The organism is Reyranella sp. CPCC 100927, assembly GCF_007859315.1.
Taxonomy (GTDB): domain Bacteria; phylum Pseudomonadota; class Alphaproteobacteria; order Reyranellales; family Reyranellaceae; genus Vineibacter.
This window is the reverse complement of record NZ_VOHA01000004.1, coordinates 234,801-252,964: the sequence shown is the minus strand read 5'-3', so window position 1 is coordinate 252,964 and position 18,164 is coordinate 234,801. Positions and strand designations below refer to the sequence as shown.

Here is an 18,164-nt window from a genome sequence, read left to right as displayed (position 1 = left end):
GCGCATATTGAAAAAATATCCCAATTGCCGTATAAGAAACGAATGATACTGGCTCGCACCCCTCAGCAGATTGGCAACGCCATTCGCCGCGCCCGCAAGCAACTGGGTCTGAATCAGGCCGGGCTGGGGAAACGCGCCGGGATTCGCCAATCGACCGTATCGCTCATTGAGACGGGCAATCCGGCGGCGCGTATTGATACTGTGCTGGGGTTACTCGCCGCGCTGGAACTGGAATTCCAGGTTGCGCCAAGAACGAAGCAATCCTCGTCGGATATAGAGGACTTGGCCGGCTGATGGGACGACAACCCCGTCATGTCCCCTTGCGGGTCTATCTGAACGATCGCCTTGTCGGACGCCTGACCAAGGCCCCCAGCGGCGCAACAGCGTTTCGGTATGATGCGGCCTGGCTGGACCTGCGGGACGCGATCCCAGTGTCTCTTTCCCTGCCGCTGCGCGAGGACGCTTACCGGGGGGAGTCCGTCAATGCCGTTTTTGAAAACCTCTTACCCGATTCCGACGCGCTGCGGCGGCGCGTGGCGGAAAAAGTCGGTGCGCGCGGCACCGACGCCTACAGCCTGTTGGCAAAGATCGGACGCGATTGCGTCGGGGCTTTGCAGTTCATCGCCGGGGACGACGCTATCACGCCGAATGACGGCATCAGCGGCGAGATCGTTGATGACGAACAGATTGAGACGCTCCTGAAAAATCTGGCGCAGGCGCCGCTCGGACTTCATCGCGACGATGGTTTCCGCATTTCGGTCGCCGGCGTGCAGGAGAAAACGGCGCTGCTCTGGCATGAAGGACGATGGCTCAAGCCTCACGGCACGACGCCGACCACACATATCCTCAAGACGCAGATCGGCACGCTGCCCAACGGTATTGACCTGACCGACAGCGTCGAGAACGAGTTCTATTGCCTGGCCCTGGCCGAAGCGTTTGGCCTGCCGGTCAACAAGGCGCGGATCGCCACCTTCGGCAAGACGAAGGCGCTGGTCATCGAGCGGTTTGACCGCCACTGGACGAAAAGCGGACGACTGATCCGCCTGCCGCAGGAGGATTGCTGCCAGGCTTTGTCGGTGCCGCCGACCCTCAAATATCAGGCTGACGACGGGCCGGGCATGGTCGCGATCCTCAACCTTCTGAAGGGCAGCGACGCACCGGCGAAAGATCAGCAGACCTTTCTTATCGCGCAGATGCTGTTTTGGATGATCGGCGCGACCGACGGCCACGCGAAGAATTTCAGTGTATTCCTTTCGCCCGGCGGCGGCTATCGCATGACCCCGCTCTATGACGTGCTGACGGCGCAGCCCAGCCTTGACCGGCGCCAGATCGCCCGCAAGCAGATGAAGCTGGCCATGTCGGCCGGGACCAATCGCCACTACCGGATCGATGAAATTCATCCGCGCCATTTTCTTCAGACAGCCGCAGCGGCCAACATCCCCGAGAGCGTCGTTCGCGCCGCCATCGCGCATGTCGTGGAGCACGGCGAACGCGCCTTTGCCCGCGTGGAGGCCGCACTGCCGGAAGATTTTCCGGCAGAATTGCACGCCCGCGTCAGCGCGGCGGCGCTGCCCCGGCTGAAGGCGTTAGCAGAAGCGGAAGCAAAAGGCTGACGTTGCAGCCATGACAACCGGCGCCCATCTGCTGGCCAGACACCGCCTGCCCCTTTAGAACGAACCGTATGGTGAGGAAAATTCCACCGACGAGTCGCCCGGTGTATTCCATCACGATTCTTGTGCTATGGTCGGCTACTGGGAGTAGCATACCGGGGATTTTATGAGCGTTTTCGTCGTATCGGGGTCGACCTTGTGCGTGGCCCCCAACAAGCATGCAGATTGTACAACAAGTTGGGGCCCTTCTGCCGCATTGATGAGCGGCTCGGCATTGGCCCTTCTCATCGGCCTCGCCATCCCGTCCCCAACCCAAGCCCAGCTCACCGTGACCGGCGACGTCGTACCGGTCGGCGCGACATCGCCCAGCTGGTCGGCGGGAGGCGTGCTGGACGTCGGCGCCACGGGCGCCGGCAGCATGACCCTCTCGGCGGGCGCCGCGGTCACGAACACACTTGGCCGTATCGGCGCGAACCCCGGCTCCAACGGCACGGTGATCGTGAACGGCACAGGCGCGACCTGGACCAACACCGGAAATTTCTTTGTCGGCTTCAATGGCACCGGCTCGCTCACGATCGAAAATGGCGGTGTCGTCACCAGCGCCGGCTCCTCCATCGCCACGCTCAACAGCGGCATGGGCGCGGTGACGGTCAATGGCGTCGGCTCGGCATGGCGCAACAATGGCCATATCACGGTGGGCGGCAGCAGCACCGGGACGCTCACCATCACCAACGGCGGCCTGGTGGCCACCAACACGATGACCATCGCCGGCCCGCCCCTCCCCGGTCAGAATGCCGGCACCGGCACGCTCAACATCGGCGCCCCGTCGACAGCGCCTGCCGCGCCGGCCGGACGGCTGCAGACATCCTCGATCCAGTTCGGATTCAACGCCCACGGCACGATCAACTTCAATCACACCGACAGCGGCTACACGCTCGCCTCGGTCATGAGCGGCCGCGGCACCATCGAGCAGCGTGCCGGCACCACCATCTTGACCGGCGACAACAGCGGCTTCATCGGCACCACCATGGTGAGCGGCGGGGTTCTCCTTATCGCCGCTGGCGATGCCGGTGGCCTGGGCGGCACCACCACTGTCGGCGCCGGCGCCGTGTTAGGCGGCATCGGCCGTCTCGGCAGCGGCGATCTCACGCCCGTCGCCCTGACCATCGCTGCCGGCGGCGTCCATGCTCCCGGCACAGCTATCGGCACCCAGGCCGTCGTCGGTGGGTATGTCAATCGCGGCACCCTGCGGATCGAGGCCAGCTCGACGCAGGCCGATCGCGTCATCGTGACCGGCGGTGTCGACATCAGCGGGGCGACGCTCGACCTGCAGCTGTCGCCGACCAACGCAAATGCCTGGGGCATCGTCGCCGGGCCTTATGTCGTCATCGACAAGCGCAGCCCCGGCGCGGTCACAGGGATGTTCGCCAGCGTCACCAACAACCTGCTGTTTCTGGATCCGACCGTGAGCTACGCCGGCGGCGACGGCAATGATGTCACGCTGCGGCTGGTACGCAATAACGTGACGTTTGCCGATATCGCCGCAACGCGCAATCAGCGCGCTGTTGCCGGCGCCATCGAGGCGTTGCCCGAAACCAGTCCGATATGGGCCGCCATCGCCTTTGGTGCCGACCCGCAGGCCGTGCGCCGCAACCTTGATCAGGTCACCGGGGAAATCCACGCCAGCACCCGCTCGATGTTGATCGAGGACAGTCACTACGTGCGCGATGCAGTCCTCGGCCGCACCCGCCAGGCCGGGTTCTCGACCAGCGCGGCACCGCAGTTCGCCGCGCTGGCACAGGCCGCTGACCAGGCACAACGACCGCAGGACGGTACCACGATCACGGCCTGGACCCAGGCCTTTGGCGCCTGGGGGCATACGGCCGGCGACGGCAACGCCGCGCGCGCCAGCCGCAGCATCGGCGGCGTCCTTGTTGGCGCCGACGTCCGGTTTGCCGATACCTGGACTGTCGGCCTGGCGACCGGTTACACGCGCTCGACACTGGATATCAACAGCCGCTCTTCGCGGGCGTCGATCGACTCTTATCATCTCGCTTTGTACGGCGGCGCACGGTTCGGCGCCCTTGGCCTTCGCCTGGGCGCGGCCCACACCTGGCACAGCAGCGACACGTCCCGCAGTCTCAGCCTGCCGGGCCTTGCCGATACGCCGCGCGCCGACACCAAGGCACGCACCACGCAGCTGTTCGGCGAAGCGGGTTACGCCTTGGGCCTCGGCGGCGTCGCCGTCGAACCGTTCGCCGGCTTGGCCTGGGTGCATCTCAACAGCAATCGCTTCGGCGAGCGCGGTGGCGCCGCCGCGCTGCGTGCCGCGAGCGGCAGCGACAGCAACCTGTTCAGCACGTTCGGCGTTCGCGCCGCCAGCGCCGTCTGGCGCGAAGACAACAAGGTCCTGACCCTGCGGGGCACGCTGGGCTGGCGCCATGCTTTCGGCGACGTCACGCCGGCCGCGCGGCTGGCCTTCGCCGGCGGCGCCTCATACGGCATCGAGGGCGTGCCGATCGCGCGCAATGCCATGCTGGTCGAGGCCGCCTTCGACCTCGGGATCGGCCAATCGATGACGGTCGGCGCCGCCTACAACGGCGCCTTCGGCTCCGGCATCCAGGACCACGCCATCAAGGGCAATCTCACGCTGCGGTTCTGACGACGCCGGCGCATACCTCAACCCGGCGCATCAAACCGTCCCGAATACCCGGCACTTCTGCGGGGCTACACACCATCCATCCTATCTGTAATGGTTTCTCTGCCACCGCCTAGGTTCCAGTTGTCCATTACGGCCATCCGAAGGGCCTGCGTCTCAGATCGTGGAACTAGGGTCGTTCTGTTGGTCTGGGCACGGTCTCTAATTTTCCAAGCAAGATCCATTGATTCAGCCTGCGCATCTCCTCTGATAATGGCGTCAGCCTGCCACGACATGCCCGTATGGACATACCACAAGGAAGCGGCAAGGCAGGCGGCCATCTCATTTGAGATGGCGAGAATATTGGCCGGTTTCTTCGAACTCGCCATGACGTCAAATATGGCATGCGTCGCTTCATGCACCATGATCCACAGCTCATTCGTATTGGCCAACTGAAGAGTTCCCGCCGGCGCTTCTCCATATCGATCGTTCGGGAACAAAAACATGTTTGGGACTGCGCTCTGAACGCCGTCCCCCTTGATTTGGTCGGCCAGGCCCTGGTTGGCTATGTATTGCGCCACTATCTGTTTTCCGCTGTCAGCCGTCACTTTCGCCACATCGCATGTGATCTTGCGGGCGCTCAACGCACTATCCACCAATGTGAATCGGACGTGCGTTACGACCAATCCACCGTCCTGGAGTTCGAAATTGACCTTCCGTAGTGCGGGACTGCGGAGCAGGTTTTGCAGACGTGAGGTCAAGATTTCGTTGGGCATTAGACCTCAACTCCCATCCAAGCGGTATGCCCGCGACGTGCGCTTTTGCTCGTGGCGAACGACGTCAGTAGCGGATCGCGCGCGTGCCGGCGTCCTTCGAATAGAGGACGCGGCGCCCGAAAATCTGCTCGCTACTGTCCCGGGCTGCACGGAACAGCTCGTAGATGTCGCTCTCGCGATCGCCGAGTGGATGCAAGGCCGACGCCCGGCTGCGCGCTGTCAACGACATCGCCTCCACGGACCTCAAGTCGATCGGCTGTTTGTGCCGCCTTCGCAATGTCGTGGAGCATGGCGAACGCACCTTTGCCCGCGAGGAGGCGGCGCTGCATCGGCTGGAAGCGTTCGCCCATGCGGACGCAGAACCTGACGGCGGTGCCGCTGGCGATCAGCGTGATCGGCCTGCCTGAACGGCGGCGGAAATCTGTAAGGATTGCCCTTTGGAAATATATGAGATATCCTCATAAGGATATCCTTCAGCAGCGGGGATCTCCATGCCCTTGTTCATCAAGGATGATTCGGTGCTGGCCCTGGCCAAAGAGTATCAGAGTCTCACCCAAGCCCGGTCGACGACGGACGCCGTCCGATCCGCCCTGCAAGCCGCCATCGCGCGGGAGACCAGGCGCATTCCCCTGAGCCAGAGATTGGCGAAAATCCGGGCGCAGACCCTGGCCGAGCGCAAGCCCGACCGTCGACTCGATCGCAAGAAGCTCGCCGATCGTCTGTGGGGCGAGTGATGTTCATTGATGCATCCGCCGTCATCGCCAGCCTGACGGGAGAGCCCGAAGCCGAAATCGTTGGCGCCAAGATCGACGCGGCGCGTACCGCGTTTGCGGTATCGCCTGTATCGCTGCTGGAAACGGTTGCCAACCTCGCGCGCATTCTGCGTGAGGACCATGACACGGCGCATGCGCGCGTACAGGAATTCCTGCGTGTGCTTGACGCGCGGACCGTGTCGATCACACCTGAAATCGGCATGACGGCCATCGCCGCGCATGCCAGATACGGCAAAGGCAGAGGTCACAAGGCCCGGCTGAACCTGGGCGATTGCTTCGCCTATGCCTGCGCCAAACAGTTGCGTGTGCCCCTGCTGTGCGTCGGTGACGACTTCATCCACACCGACGTCAAAGTGGCCTGACGGATCCCCTATGGCGTGGACGGCAGCCCTATTCTGGCCATGACCGCGTTCCAGCGCTTGGCGTCTCGCGCCTGAAGCTTGGCAAATTCGGCCGTCGATGCCGTGGCGAGGCCGTCGGGCGGCTTGTCGACGCCGTCGACATGCGGACCGAACGTGTACGTCACGATCTTGTCCAGTAGGCGGAAGGTGGTCTCCCGCAACTGCGTGCGCTCCTCTTCGCTGATCCCCGCCCAAGGGCCCCCGGCATAGGAAAACGGCACGCGCTCAATCGGCGCCGGAACGTCATGTCCGGAACGTGCAGCGGCACCGATCCGGGAGGCAACAGTCTCGAAGGTCCGGCCGTCCAGTATCGCCACCCCGCAATGGGCGAATGCGTGGGCGACCGTGCCGTCCTTCATGAAGGGGTTATATCCCCCGATCATTCCCGTTCCGATCAAGGCTCGGAGCTTCTCCGCATGGGTGAGCTTGTCGAACGGCACGCCGGAACCACTGATAAAGATGATGACGTCCGCCAGCCCGCTCGGCACGACCCTCTTCAAGCGTTCGATGATCTGGGGCCTCGCTTCGAGCCTCTCCCTGACAGCGAGATCTGCCGGACTATAGGTGACGGTCTTGATCTCACACTTGCCGGCCAATCTTTCCGCCAATCGTGCTCGAACATGGCTGTCGATGCCCCAGTTCACTTTCACGAATTCATCTTCCGACGTGCCCGAAAACAGGACCTTGAAAAACCGCGTCCACTTCAGATGCACCGTGTCGGTGAATGACGTCAGGATCACCACCGACTTGATACGCTCCTCCGACATGGGTGGCAGTTCCTGGCGTGCCGAGACACAGCCGCACGCCGCCAGCGCCAAGGGCAGCGCCAAGACTCTCCGTCGCTTCATGTTCGATCCCCAACGCTGCGTCGTTCGTTCTAGCCCTTGGCGTAGTGCTGGCGCAGGTCGCGTTTCAGCAGCTTGCCGCTGGGGTTCTTGGGCAGCGTGTCGGTGAAGATCACGCGCTTGGGCACCTTGAAGTGCGCCATGCCGGCGCGGCAATGGTCGATCACGGCCGTCTCGGTCAAGGCGTGGCCGTCCTTCGTCACGATGATGGCGGTGATCGCCTCGATCCAGTAGGGATCGGGCAGGCCGACGACGGCGACCTCCGACACACCGTCGAGCGTGTAGATCATCTCCTCGACCTCGCGGCTGGCGACGTTCTCGCCGCCGGTCTTGATCATGTCCTTCTTGCGGTCGACCACCGTGACGATGCCCTCCGCGTCGACGGTGGCGAGGTCGCCGGAATGGAACCAGCCGCCGGCAAACGCTGCCGCGGTCTTCTCAGGATCGTTGAAGTAGCCGGTCATCAGCTGCGGCGAGCGGTGCACGATCTCGCCCACCGCGCCCGGCGGCACATCGTTCATGTCGTCATCGACGACCCGGGTTTCGACATTCACGACGGGCTTGCCGGCAGCGCCCGGCTTGCGCAGCTGGTCATCGGGGCCGAGCATGGTGGCCAGCGGCGCGATCTCGGTCTGCCCATAGAGGTTCCACAGCCGGACGTCCGGTAGACGCCGTGACAACTCCATCAGCACCTCGACCGGCATGATCGAGGCGCCGTAGTACCCTTTACGCAGCGACGACAGGTCGGTGCAGTCGAACAGCGGCGAGCGCAGTAACACGATCCACACCGAGGGCGGCGCGAAGAACGCGCTGATGCGATGGCGCGCGAGCAATGGCAGGATCACTTCGGGCTTGGGCTGGCCGGTGATGACGTTCGTCATGCCCACGTATATGGCCGGCCCCAGGAACGTGTCGAGCTGCGCGCAGTGATAGAGCGGCAACGCGTGCAGCATGCTGTCGCGGGGCGTCAGTTCCTCCTCGATCACGCAACTGACGTACTCCCACAGGATCGCCTCGTGGGTCAGCATCGCGCCCTTGGGCAGCGACTCGGTGCCGCTGGTGTAGACGATCTGCGCCAGCATGCGGTTGTCGAGTTCGACCTCGGGCCGCGAGTCGTCGTCCGACAGCAGCCGGTCGAACGGGGTGAGATCACCCGGCGGCGTCGCAGGCTCCTCGCCGGGCAGCCAGAACAGGGTCCGCACACTGGTGTCGAGTGCTGCGGCGGCACGGCCCAGCGCGACGAAATCAGGACCGACGGCCAGCGCCTTGGTGCCCGAGGCACGCAGGATGAAGGCGATCTCCTCGGCGTTGAGCATGAAATTGACCGGCACCAGCACGGCGCCCAACCGTGCCAACGCGAAGCGCATGGCGGCGAAGGCGTGCGAATTGCGCGACAGCACGGCGACGCGGTCGCCCAGCGCAATGCCCTGCGCCGCCAGGCCATGCGCCAGGCGGTTGCTGATGCGGTCGAACTGCGCGTAGGTCCACGCCACATCGCCGCAGATGATGGCGGGTTTGTCGGGGTAGCGTCGCGCCGTGCGGCGCAGAATATCTCCGATCGTGTGCTGGAAGACGATGCGCGGCGGCATGACGCTACCCGACATGATCAGGCGTCCTTGCTGTCGAACAGCAGAACGTCGGCACCGCCGGAGGCGAAATTGGCCACGTCGGCACCCGCTGCCTGCCCTTCCGGCGACCCCATCCCCTTCTGCAGGTCGGCCATGCTGTCGAATGCCAGGATCGCGACCAGGTGGATGTCGGACGCACCGGCCGGCGTTCCCACGCCGCCTTGGCTGACCTCGTACGTCTTCAGGCCCGGGATCTTGTAGGCCAGCGGAATATGCGTGCTCTTGTAATAGGCATCGAACGCCGCCTTGTCCTTCGGCGTCTTGTACAGCACCACGACCTTGGCCATCACTCTCTCCGCTCTCTCGGTTGTCGACGGGGTATGTCCGCCGTGCGGCATGCTACCCGCCCGGTCCGCGATCGCCAAACCGGCATGAGCCGGACACAGAGTTGCGTCCACGGCCTTCCATCCGCCTGCCCTAATCTTGTCGCAAGACAACCTTAGAAGTCTTATTAACGCAACGATATCAGGAGCAACCCGTGTCATTCCGAGCGGTTGTCCATCGACGTCTCGTGATCCGGTCCGCCAGCGCGCTGCCGCTTCTCATGGCGTGGGGTGTGTCCGGCCCCGATGCCGTCGCCCAGTCCGGCCCGCCGGCGGAACGTCTCCCCTCCTTCGAAGCCGCCCTGAAGGCCGACATCCGCACGTTCGCGGCAGCCGACCTGTCGAACGTCCAGTTCCTGCAGGACAAACTGTCGACACGCCTGGAGGAAGGCCCCAGCAGCAACCCGCGGCTCACCATTCGCCACGGCAAAGGGGGACGCTTCGCGCGTCAGGAGATTGGCGACGTGGAGTTGCGCACGGAGAAGGACAGCGGCGCGCAGAGCATCCTGATCATTAACTTCGTACAGCCCCGCGTGCAGGCCTCGACCTTCGTCGCATCCTGGCCGGACGCGACGCTGACGCCAGCCTCGCCGCATGCGTCCGGCTCGACGCCGTACTGGGGCTTCAAGGAAGGCGGCCGCCCCGTCTTCATCGGCATGCCCCGCGACAAGGATCTGATTTCTTCCGTGTCGTTCCACCGCAAACCTTAGAGCGCCTTACTGGCTCGGCCGGTTGACATGCCCTCAGGTGCGCTTCGGAATCACAGGGACCAGCAGAAACGACTCCCGGCCGGGCCCCGTGTGAAGGGTGGTCTTGCCGCCGAAAATGCTTGTCGGCCGGTCGAGCGCATCGTCGTGACGCCACGGGCCCGATCCGCCGCCCAGCGGATCGCCGTCGGCCGACGGACGGCAGAAATCATGGCCACGGATATCGAGTGCCAGGCGACATCCGGCCGGCAGGACAATGCAGGTCGGCCAGATTTCAACGTCGAGCTCGTAGATTTCCCCACTGACAAGAGGCTGCTTTTCGTCGTGCGTGTGATAGGGCTGAAACGGTGTCGAGCGTTTGGCGCAGAGCTTTCGGTGTGACGCCCGCAGCCAGCCTTGCGCCAGGGGCGTGTGCGGATCAACCGTGCCCTGGAACTCGACCTCGCGACCGTCAGGCGCGAACGCTTGCAGCGTCACAAACAGATCGGCATCGACTGTCGATGACGATACGAACAGCTTCAGCGCCAGTGGTCCGGTCACCTCTGTTTCCACCGTCAAGGGCGGCGACATCCAGCAGAAATTGTCGACGGTTGCCGCAAACGTCGCTTGAGCCTTCTGCGTCGGCGTCTCCCAGGTCAGCGCGCCCTTCCCTGCGTCAAGGTACAGCTTCGTCCAAGCCGTTCTGGCGAGAGGCCATTCGTTCTCCTTGCGTAGCTCGACCGCGTCCGTGAACGGCCGGCGCAGGTTCAGCCAGACACGGGCTTCCTCACCCCACCCGTTCGTCTCTCCCTTCAGGAAATGGTCGAAGAACCTCTTTTGAAGTTGCAGCCCATAGTCGAGGTAGAACCACTCCTCGTGGCGGCCGGGGTGCGCTTCGAGCCACTTCTGTGTTGATGCGGCATGCACGAATGCCGCGAAATTTCCCCGCGGGTGCAGGCCGAAACCGGCCCAGCTTGCGGCACTCAAGAACGGCGTGATCACCTTCGACCAATCGGGAGAGCGATCCTGGTACCAGTGTTCGTCCATCTCGCGGGCGCGCGCGTTGGCAAGGGTTGCGAAGCGGTTCGCGGCGCGTTGCGTTTCCGACAATTCCGCGGGTCCGGCGGATGACTCGTTCAGCCACGGGTCCGGCGGTGCCGCCGGAGTGCCATACTGAACCGAAAGAACCTGGCGCGGATACCAGAGCTCGATGAACTTGTTGGACAGAATGCCGCCATGACGGAAGACATCGCGGTAGGAATCCGCCGCGCCCTCCCATGGAATCATCGCCGTCAGATGCGGTGGCTGCAGCGCCGCGACGCGCCATTGGTTCATGGCGTAATATGAGATTCCGTTCAAGCCGACCTTGCCATTCGACCAGCGTTGCGTCCCCGCCCATTCGATCGCATCGTAGTAGTCGAGCGTCTCGCGCTCGGAAAAGATGTCGAGGATACCCGGCGAGCGTCCGGCACCGCGCGAGTCGACGCGGATCACCGCATAGCCCCAGGCAACCCATATCTCGGGGTCGACCGTTTCCCACGCCAGGTATCGGTGCTGCGAGCCGGCCAGCAGGTCCGGGTGGTGTTGAATCATCCAGTCCCAACTCGGCTTGTAATGATGGTCCTGGTACCTGACGCCTTTGCCGTAGGGCCCCATCGTTATGATCACCGGTACGGGCTCGGCCCTGTCGGGCCGATAGACGTCGGCACGCAGCTCCAATCCATCGTCCATCGCGATGGGAACATCACGTTCGATAATCATGGCTTTCCTTCCATTGCGAAGATCTGCGCCGGACTGATCGCTACTCGACGCTCACGCCGGCCTCGCCCACGAGCAGCCGCCATTGCTCAACGAGTGCGCGGTACATCGCGGGAAAGTCCTGCGGCCGCTCGGTCGCCGGATCGACGCCGAGGTCGATCAGCTGGCGGCGCAAGTCCGGATCGGCAATGACCTTGGAGAATGCTGCAGCCAACCCGTCGACGACGGCTTGCGGCGTTGCGGCGGGCGCCAGGAGGGCCTGGAAGCCGCGCGCCAGCGAAAACCCCGCCACGCTTTGGGACGCGAGCGTCGGCCATCCGGGATAGGCCGCGCCCTGTTCAGGGCTGGTGGTGCCGATGAGAGTCACCAGCCCGCGCTCGACGTACGGTTTCGCCGAGACGACGATCGCCAGTTCGATCTCCCCGGCCATGAGAGCCTGCACGGCGGCAGCTTCTCCCTTGTACGGCACATGCACGATATCGACGCCGTTGTGCTTTTTCAGGACTTCCCCGAACAGATGCCCGGCCGAGGCGTGGCCAAAGGTGCCGTAGCTGAGTTTGCCGGGATGGGCGCGCGCATAGGCCAGGAGTTCCTGCGCATTCTTGACGGGCAACCTCCTGGAGGTGATCAGCGCCAGCTGCGTTTCGCCGACGCGCACGATCGGGGCGAAGCTCTTGATCGGGTCATAAGCAAGCGTCTTGTCCAGCGCGGGCAGCACGCCATGCGATGTCCCGTTCGCCAGCAGGATCGTGCAGCCGTCCGCCGGCGCGTGCATCACGGTGGCGCCACCGATCGCGCCACTGGCGCCCGGCTTGTTCTCGACGATGATGCTGCCGCCCAGTCGCGGTGCCGCCTTGCTGGCCACCAGCCGTGCGATGATGTCGGACAGCCCGCCGGCTGCGCTCGGCGCCACGATCGTCATCGGCCTGGCCGGACATTTCTGCGCGGCGCTGGGCCATGCCATCAGGCACAGACAGGCAGCGACTGCAAATCGCCTCAGCATGTCCCCTACCCTCAATGCGATGCGAGCGCATCGTGGCGGGCAGACATGAGCGCCTTTCAGATATATTGAAAATAGTAATTTCTGATCATAGGTATGTTGATCCATGATATCTGTCATGGACCTCATCTCGCTTCGCTACTTCGTGGAGATCGCCCGGCAACGCAGTTTTTCGCGCGCCGCGATCTCGCTCGGTGTCGTTCAGCCGGCGCTGACGCGACGCGTCAAGCTGCTCGAGGAGCACCTCGGCGCGGAACTGTTGATGCGACACCGGCGCGGCGTCGAGCCGACGGAAACCGGCCTTCTCGTCCTTGAACGCGCCGAGCTCATGCTGCGCATGGCGCAACAGCTTGAAACAGAGGTGCGATCACAGGGCGCGGAGCCGGTCGGAGAGGTCGGGTTTGGTTTTCCGCCATCCATCGGCGTCCTCTTCGTCGGCGAGGTTCTATCCGAGTGTCTCGCCCGTTACCCGCGCATCAAGCTATCGCTGTGGGAGGATTTTTCATCCGCCGTCCGCGACGCTCTGCTGTCCGGCCGCATCGATATCGGCATCATGAGCGCCGAGGCAGAGCATCCCGATCTCATCGTCGACCCTCTGTTCAAGGAAACGATGTGGCTGATCGGCAAGCCTGAACGTTGGCCCTTCAAGACGCACCGGATAAGGCCAAGCGACCTCGACGATCTCCCGCTCTTGTTCGGCAGCTTCACGCGCGTGCTGCTGGAGCAGTTCCGGGCAAAATCGCGCTCCAGCCTGCGCGTCGTCGCGGAGATCGACTCGTCGACGCTCCTGATGCATGCGGTCAGCGCCGGTGCCGGATTTGCCGTCGTCCCGTCGTCATGGGTTGCACGTCAGCTGCGGGAGAAAGAGTTCGTCGGCGCGCCGATCGAGGGACTCGACGTCATGCGCGGCCTCTTTCGCCACCGTGGCCGACCGCCGACCCGGGCCAGCGTTGCCTTGACGGGCCTGATCGCCGAACAGGTCTCGCGGGTCGTCTCGGCGCACCCCAAGACGTTTCGCCGCGTCGGCACGGCTACGCCCGCAACCTGACGGGATCGAACGTCGGCAGACGCCCCGGCGCGAAGGGACGCAGGTCGACGGTGCGCGCCGCGCCGTCCAGGATCAGTTCCGCCATCGCCTCGCCCGTGGCGGGTGCGTTGAGGATGCCCCACACGCTGTGGCCAGTGGCGATGTAGGCATTGGCCACGCCGGGGATGGCGCCGATCAGCGGCAGGCCATCGCGCGTGACGGGGCGATAGCAGGCCTGGCGCGCCTGCACCGGCGCCCGACCCAGCGCCGGCGACAGCTGGCGGCAGATGGCCGTCAGGCGATCGATGGCACCGGGATCCGGCGCCACCGCCGCCGGGTCGACCGGCAGTGGCGCCTCGCTGGAGATCGCGCAGACATAGGTGGTGCCGTCGGGACGCGGGAACAGCTCGGGCGACTGCACGTCGCCGGAGGGCTCCTCGATATCGACGAAGGCTGCGTGCGCCGGCCCGCCTGCGCCGGTCTCGAAGACCACGCTGTGCCCCTTGAGCCCGAACACCGCCGGCAGTGGCAGCCATTGCGTGGCCAGGATCGACCACGGTCCCATGGCGATCAACACCGCATCGCCGCTGACGACCGCGTCGTCGACCACGACGCCGCGCGCGGCGCCGTCCTCGCGCACGAGGCCGTCGACCGTACCGGCGCGCAGCACGGCGCCATGCGCCGTCGCGGCCTGCATCAGCGCCGCCGTGAAGGCACCGGGATGAACCTGCGCCGTGCTGTCGGTCGATCCCAGGCGCCGCTGCCGGCGCGCCTGCGGCGAGAGCCAGTCGATGGCGGCGATGCCACCGTAGGTATCGAGTCGGCGATAGCCCCAGTCACCGTCGATCTGCCGTGCCAGCTCGGCATGCAAGGCGAAGCTGCGCCGGGCCAACGCCTGAAGTGGCGAGCCGTCGCACCAGTCCAGCGCCAGGAACCCGCCCGACTTGCCCGACGCGGCGCAGGCGAGCCCGGTGCGCTCGATAACGATCACCTCGATGCCCCGACGGCTCAGGAAATAGGCGACTGCCGCGCCGATCACGCCGCCACCGCAAATCAGGACACGCATGGGTTCCTTCCCGATCGATCATATCCTTCAAATGAAGGACGCGCTGTCTACCGCGCACCGTTAGTTTCGCTGACACGGAGCGTCGGCCTCAGCTTGGCAGGAGACATTGCAACGATGCCGGAACCTTCTGCAAAACCATTTCTGGAGCGCGGGGCGCGTTGCAACAACACAGCCGCCCTGCAGCATGCCCTCAATCTGAACTGCAAGATGGACAAGGCGCTGCAGATCGACGGCATCTTCGGCGAGGCAACGGATACTGCGGTCCGCAAGTTCCAGAAGCAGAGCGGTATCAAGATCGACGGCAGGGTCGGCAACATCACGGGCGGACAGCTGTTCGACATCGTTTCACTCACGCGCACGCTCAGCGTGGAGATTCCCAAACCGGTCTCCACGCTTCTCGCCAGTTCCGGAACGCCCAAGCCGCCCGCACTGACCCCACCGACCTTCAACGATGTCACCGGCACGCTGCTGGCGCGCCAGCGGTATGTCAGCGGCTGGCTCCAGACGCCGCGCGTCGAGAAGAATGTCCTCAAACTGCCCCCGCTTGCGATGCCTCTGGCCGGTCTCAGCCCGGAAGCCATGAACGCCCATGGTATCGGCACGCAGATCCTGCGCAGCCTTCCCGTTGTCGGCCCTCTGTTCGACCCCGCGAAATCATTCCAGATCGCCGCCACGCTCGACTTCGCCGGCAAGATTGCCCTGGTGAAAACGGTTCCGATCGTGGTCATGCCGAAGGGCGGGTTTGAGTTCGGCCTGACGCCACGGGTTTCCTTGGGCGACATCTCGGCGGAGGCCCGGTTGTCCCTGGGACCGCCGCCCATCGGCGTGCAGTTCGGCAACATCCTGACCATGCGGGCTGGCGTCGAGACCTGGGGTGGCATGCGCGGCTCGGTCGGCCTGGGCGGCGTTGCCGGCGAACTGACCGCAGGGGCGCAGGCCAAGCTCGGCGCCGAGCTGCGGTTGGTGCGGACGCCCGTGGCTCTCGGACCATTCCGCCGCGGCCTGGGGATCGACCTGTTCCTGAACGCCCATGCCGGGTTCAACGCGCGACTGACGGTATCGTCCGGCCGGGGAATCGAGGGTCAATACCTTGCCCCCGACTTCGGCGGGCTGCTCGGACTGAGCGTCTTTCTGGAAAAAGCGGAACCTCCCCGGCGCTGAGCGACAGGCCGACGTCGTCCTCAACCGAACCTGTCGCGCGCTCGCGCCGCCGGGCTCTAGATCTTCGTCCAGTCCATCAGCCAGTTGTCTTCCCACGTTGCGCCGCCGTCGCGCGATACCGACTGCCGCCAGCCGTGCGCGCTGCCCGTGATGCGCTCCCATATGCCACGCACCTTGATCGGCTTGTCGCCGTCCGTCTCGTCCGCGACGAACCAGCCTTCGCCGTTGACGAAGCCGCCCATCATCCCCGGGCCCCGCAGCACGCCACTCTTGGCATTCACCCACACGTCGCTCCACACGCCGTTCTCGACATCGATGAGACGCACGCCCATGCCGGTGAAATCGCGCGCCGGGATCCGCAGTTCCTCGATCAAGCCGGCGCCCTGCCACACGGTCCAGCACGTCGCCTCGCCCGCGAACGCATCCCATACGCCTGGTGATTTGAGTCTGCGGTGGTCGATGCGCCATTCGCCAATCAGGAAATCGAACTCGCCCGGCTTGGCCCTGCCCGGCGTCAGCGCCAGCGCCAAGGTTTGCGCCTCCGTGAGCGTTGCGTTGCCCGCCAGCGCCTCGACGGTCGACAGCTTCCGGCTTTGCTCGTTCATGCGGTACCCCCTTTTGCGGTACCGTCACGCCTAGCACGCATTACCTGTCATCCTGTGTCAGGTATCCGCGGCGCATTTCGCCATCGACAGCACATGCCTGGACTAGCGTCGTGTAATACTCGACCGCTTCCGAGGCGGATGTGATAGTACGGTTGCAAGCGACGTCTGGGCCGCTGGCGTCAGACGTGCGCGTCCGGCTTCAAGCTTTTCGCGCCAACGACTGCCGACGTCCCATGCGATCCGCCACGCCGCCGCAAGTTCGACGGGACGTCTGCTCGCCAGAGCTTCGATCAGAATCGCCGCCTGCTCAACGTCTTTTCCCGATTTCGCTTGATCCCGGCGCTCGGCCGCAACGATCAGCTTATGGACAGCGTAGCGCTCCGCGCGCGGTATTGTGACGGGAACACCGCCACCATAAAGCAGGACGGACCGCTCCGGTTCGTGAATCAGGAAGTCGAGATGGCGCAGTGGCTGAGCACCGGCGCCCGCCAGCGCCTTCATTCGCGCGGGCCTGCCCTGATGCCGGTCGGAGCCTCGATTCGGCGTCAGGAAGTCGACGGCGTAGTCCCTGGCATTGCGGTAGCGCGTCGATACGAACGGATCATTGATGTCTGGAATCTGTCGGAAGGACGGGTCGACTGCACGCAAAATGTCCAATGGTGCGACGATAATCTCGCCGATGTTCTCCGATATCCCCCAGAACTGGGCGAAGTCGTCATCCTGTGTCATCAGCGGGCGGCCTCCGACACGAACACCCAGCGTGCCGGCATATGTCTGAAACGCGAGCGTTCCAACAAGAACGCCCCGAAGACGGAAGAAGCCAGCCTTCCACATCGCCTCGACGATCGATCCGGAGAGCGGATCCGGCGTCGGCAGGCCCGCCGCTACAAGGGACCGGATCAGGGTCTGCCTTCGCTTGAAGCCCGACTTCAGTGCGCCGAACCGGGTGACCCGGTCGGTGATGGATTGATCGGAGACCGGGCCGACATACTTATTGAGCATCCTGTCGCCGGCGCGCCACTGGAAATGCCAATACAGCCGCCCTTTGGAGCGCTTGCGCACGAAGCTGCCCCGCTCGCTGAATTCGGTATCGAACTCGGCATCCAGGCATCGCTGCTGCAGTTCAGCGAACATGGTCTGGGTCGCCAGATCGATCTCTTGCACAGGCCCTCCAGGTTGACCATCAAAATGGAAATGATGGTCAACCTTGTCTCCATCTCTCGCAGAAGACAAATTCTCCATATCAAGAATAATCATGGGAGCGGATCATGACGTTCAGGCAGATCACGCTGATCGATCAGGAAATCATGCGCGAAGGCGGGCGCGACCTCACATCGCCAACCCGGCGCATCGCGGCCTGCGGTGTGCTGGCCAATCCCTTCGCGGGCAAGCCGCCGATCGATGACTTTTCGGCCCTGATCGACCTCTCGGTGCAGGCCGGCGAGGTCCTCACCGCCCGGGCACTCGCAGCACTGGCACCGTTGAAGCCGCGCGGCTACGGCAAGGCGGCGCTGGTCGGCACGGCGGGCGACCTCGAGCACGGCGCCAGCATGATCCATGTCCGCATCGGGCTCGCCATGCGTCGCGGGGCCGGTGGCGGGCCGGCGCTGATCCCCGGCAACGCCAAGGTCGGCGGTGCCGGCGCGGCCATCGACATCATCTTCGGCGGCCTCGAGGACGCCTGGGACTACGACGCCATGGACACCATGACGGTGTCGATCGCCGACGCTCCCAGGCCCGACGAAATCCTGCTGGCTGTCGCCTTTCTGGGCGGCACGCGTCCCAATGCCCGCATCAAGGGCGCAGCCCAGGCACAGGTGGCGCAGGTCGTGCGTGAAATCCGAGGCGGTTGAGCCTGGCAAACCAT

The 18,164-nt window shown here is 64.5% G+C and carries 19 protein-coding genes; 10 read left to right on the top strand and 9 right to left on the bottom strand.

Annotated features, from left to right (window positions below; translation table 11 throughout):
- The first annotated feature begins 42 nt into the window (after positions 1-42).
- From FQU96_RS13975 to FQU96_RS13965, 3 genes are all read left to right on the top strand, one after another.
- Positions 43-294, top strand: coding sequence for a helix-turn-helix transcriptional regulator (locus tag FQU96_RS13975; RefSeq protein ID WP_146541884.1), 252 nt, complete (start codon positions 43-45; stop codon positions 292-294).
- A gap of 26 nt (positions 295-320) precedes the next feature.
- Positions 321-1,613: a type II toxin-antitoxin system HipA family toxin gene (locus tag FQU96_RS13970; protein WP_370461368.1), complete on the top strand. Its 1,293-nt coding sequence runs from the start codon at positions 321-323 to the stop codon at positions 1,611-1,613.
- 271 nt (positions 1,614-1,884) lie between these two features.
- Complete coding sequence (locus FQU96_RS13965; RefSeq protein ID WP_178130500.1) at positions 1,885-4,272, top strand: autotransporter domain-containing protein; 2,388 nt, start codon at positions 1,885-1,887, stop codon at positions 4,270-4,272.
- Between the two features lie 65 nt (positions 4,273-4,337).
- On the opposite strand, the gene FQU96_RS13960 is transcribed toward FQU96_RS13965, so the two are convergent.
- Positions 4,338-5,024 carry a hypothetical protein gene (locus FQU96_RS13960; RefSeq protein ID WP_146541881.1) on the bottom strand — a complete coding sequence of 229 codons (687 nt, stop codon included), beginning with the start codon at positions 5,022-5,024 and terminating at the stop codon, positions 4,338-4,340.
- Between the two features lie 164 nt (positions 5,025-5,188).
- On the opposite strand from FQU96_RS13960, the gene FQU96_RS13955 reads away from it, so the two are divergent.
- The 3 genes from FQU96_RS13955 to FQU96_RS13945 all read left to right on the top strand — a co-directional run bounded on the left by FQU96_RS13955 (position 5,189) and on the right by FQU96_RS13945 (position 6,159).
- Positions 5,189-5,431 carry a hypothetical protein gene (locus FQU96_RS13955; RefSeq protein WP_146541880.1) on the top strand — a complete coding sequence of 81 codons (243 nt, stop codon included), beginning with the start codon at positions 5,189-5,191 and terminating at the stop codon, positions 5,429-5,431.
- Between the two features lie 84 nt (positions 5,432-5,515).
- A complete protein-coding gene (locus FQU96_RS13950) occupies positions 5,516-5,758 on the top strand; it encodes a type II toxin-antitoxin system VapB family antitoxin (RefSeq protein WP_146541879.1) in 243 nt (80 codons plus the stop codon).
- A complete protein-coding gene (locus tag FQU96_RS13945; RefSeq protein WP_146541878.1) occupies positions 5,758-6,159 on the top strand; it encodes a type II toxin-antitoxin system VapC family toxin in 402 nt (133 codons plus the stop codon). Before FQU96_RS13950 ends, FQU96_RS13945 begins: the two co-directional genes overlap by 1 nt.
- A gap of 8 nt (positions 6,160-6,167) precedes the next feature.
- Here FQU96_RS13945 and FQU96_RS13940 read toward each other — a convergent pair whose 3' ends face one another.
- Genes FQU96_RS13940 through FQU96_RS13930 form a run of 3 tightly spaced genes read right to left on the bottom strand, consistent with a single transcriptional unit; the run spans position 6,168 to position 8,958 of the window.
- Positions 6,168-7,028: a hypothetical protein gene (locus FQU96_RS13940; protein ID WP_146541877.1), complete on the bottom strand. Its 861-nt coding sequence runs from the start codon at positions 7,026-7,028 to the stop codon at positions 6,168-6,170.
- Between the two features lie 47 nt (positions 7,029-7,075).
- A complete protein-coding gene (locus FQU96_RS13935; RefSeq protein WP_146541876.1) occupies positions 7,076-8,647 on the bottom strand; it encodes an acyl-CoA synthetase in 1,572 nt (523 codons plus the stop codon).
- 2 nt (positions 8,648-8,649) lie between these two features.
- A complete protein-coding gene (locus FQU96_RS13930; RefSeq protein ID WP_146541875.1) occupies positions 8,650-8,958 on the bottom strand; it encodes an EthD family reductase in 309 nt (102 codons plus the stop codon).
- Between the two features lie 224 nt (positions 8,959-9,182).
- On the opposite strand from FQU96_RS13930, the gene FQU96_RS13925 reads away from it, so the two are divergent.
- The gene (locus FQU96_RS13925; RefSeq protein WP_146541874.1) at positions 9,183-9,704 is read left to right on the top strand and encodes a hypothetical protein; all 522 of its coding nucleotides are present in this window, start codon (positions 9,183-9,185) and stop codon (positions 9,702-9,704) included.
- A gap of 33 nt (positions 9,705-9,737) precedes the next feature.
- Here FQU96_RS13925 and FQU96_RS13920 read toward each other — a convergent pair whose 3' ends face one another.
- Complete coding sequence (locus tag FQU96_RS13920) at positions 9,738-11,441, bottom strand: CocE/NonD family hydrolase (RefSeq protein ID WP_146541873.1); 1,704 nt, start codon at positions 11,439-11,441, stop codon at positions 9,738-9,740.
- A gap of 40 nt (positions 11,442-11,481) precedes the next feature.
- A complete protein-coding gene (locus tag FQU96_RS13915) occupies positions 11,482-12,360 on the bottom strand; it encodes a tripartite tricarboxylate transporter substrate binding protein (protein WP_178130499.1) in 879 nt (292 codons plus the stop codon).
- 196 nt (positions 12,361-12,556) lie between these two features.
- Between FQU96_RS13915 and FQU96_RS13910 the strand changes: the two genes are divergently transcribed.
- Complete coding sequence (locus tag FQU96_RS13910; protein ID WP_178130498.1) at positions 12,557-13,486, top strand: LysR family transcriptional regulator; 930 nt, start codon at positions 12,557-12,559, stop codon at positions 13,484-13,486.
- On the opposite strand, the gene FQU96_RS13905 is transcribed toward FQU96_RS13910, so the two are convergent.
- A complete protein-coding gene (locus FQU96_RS13905) occupies positions 13,470-14,531 on the bottom strand; it encodes an FAD-binding oxidoreductase (RefSeq protein WP_146541870.1) in 1,062 nt (353 codons plus the stop codon). The two genes, FQU96_RS13910 and FQU96_RS13905, sit on opposite strands and share 17 nt — an antisense overlap.
- A gap of 114 nt (positions 14,532-14,645) precedes the next feature.
- Between FQU96_RS13905 and FQU96_RS13900 the strand changes: the two genes are divergently transcribed.
- Entirely contained in the window at positions 14,646-15,692 is a 1,047-nt protein-coding gene (locus tag FQU96_RS13900; RefSeq protein ID WP_146541869.1) for a peptidoglycan-binding protein, read from the top strand.
- Between the two features lie 56 nt (positions 15,693-15,748).
- Here FQU96_RS13900 and FQU96_RS13895 read toward each other — a convergent pair whose 3' ends face one another.
- On the bottom strand, positions 15,749-16,297 hold the full coding sequence (locus FQU96_RS13895) for a hypothetical protein (protein ID WP_146541868.1): 549 nt from the start codon (positions 16,295-16,297) through the stop codon (positions 15,749-15,751).
- 102 nt (positions 16,298-16,399) lie between these two features.
- Positions 16,400-17,554, bottom strand: a complete 1,155-nt coding sequence (locus FQU96_RS13890) for a GSU2403 family nucleotidyltransferase fold protein (protein ID WP_146541867.1) — start codon at positions 17,552-17,554, stop codon at positions 16,400-16,402.
- An 11-nt stretch (positions 17,555-17,565) separates the two neighbouring features.
- Between FQU96_RS13890 and FQU96_RS13885 the strand changes: the two genes are divergently transcribed.
- On the top strand, positions 17,566-18,150 hold the full coding sequence (locus FQU96_RS13885; protein ID WP_146541866.1) for an amino acid synthesis family protein: 585 nt from the start codon (positions 17,566-17,568) through the stop codon (positions 18,148-18,150).
- Positions 18,151-18,164: the final 14 nt, after the last annotated feature.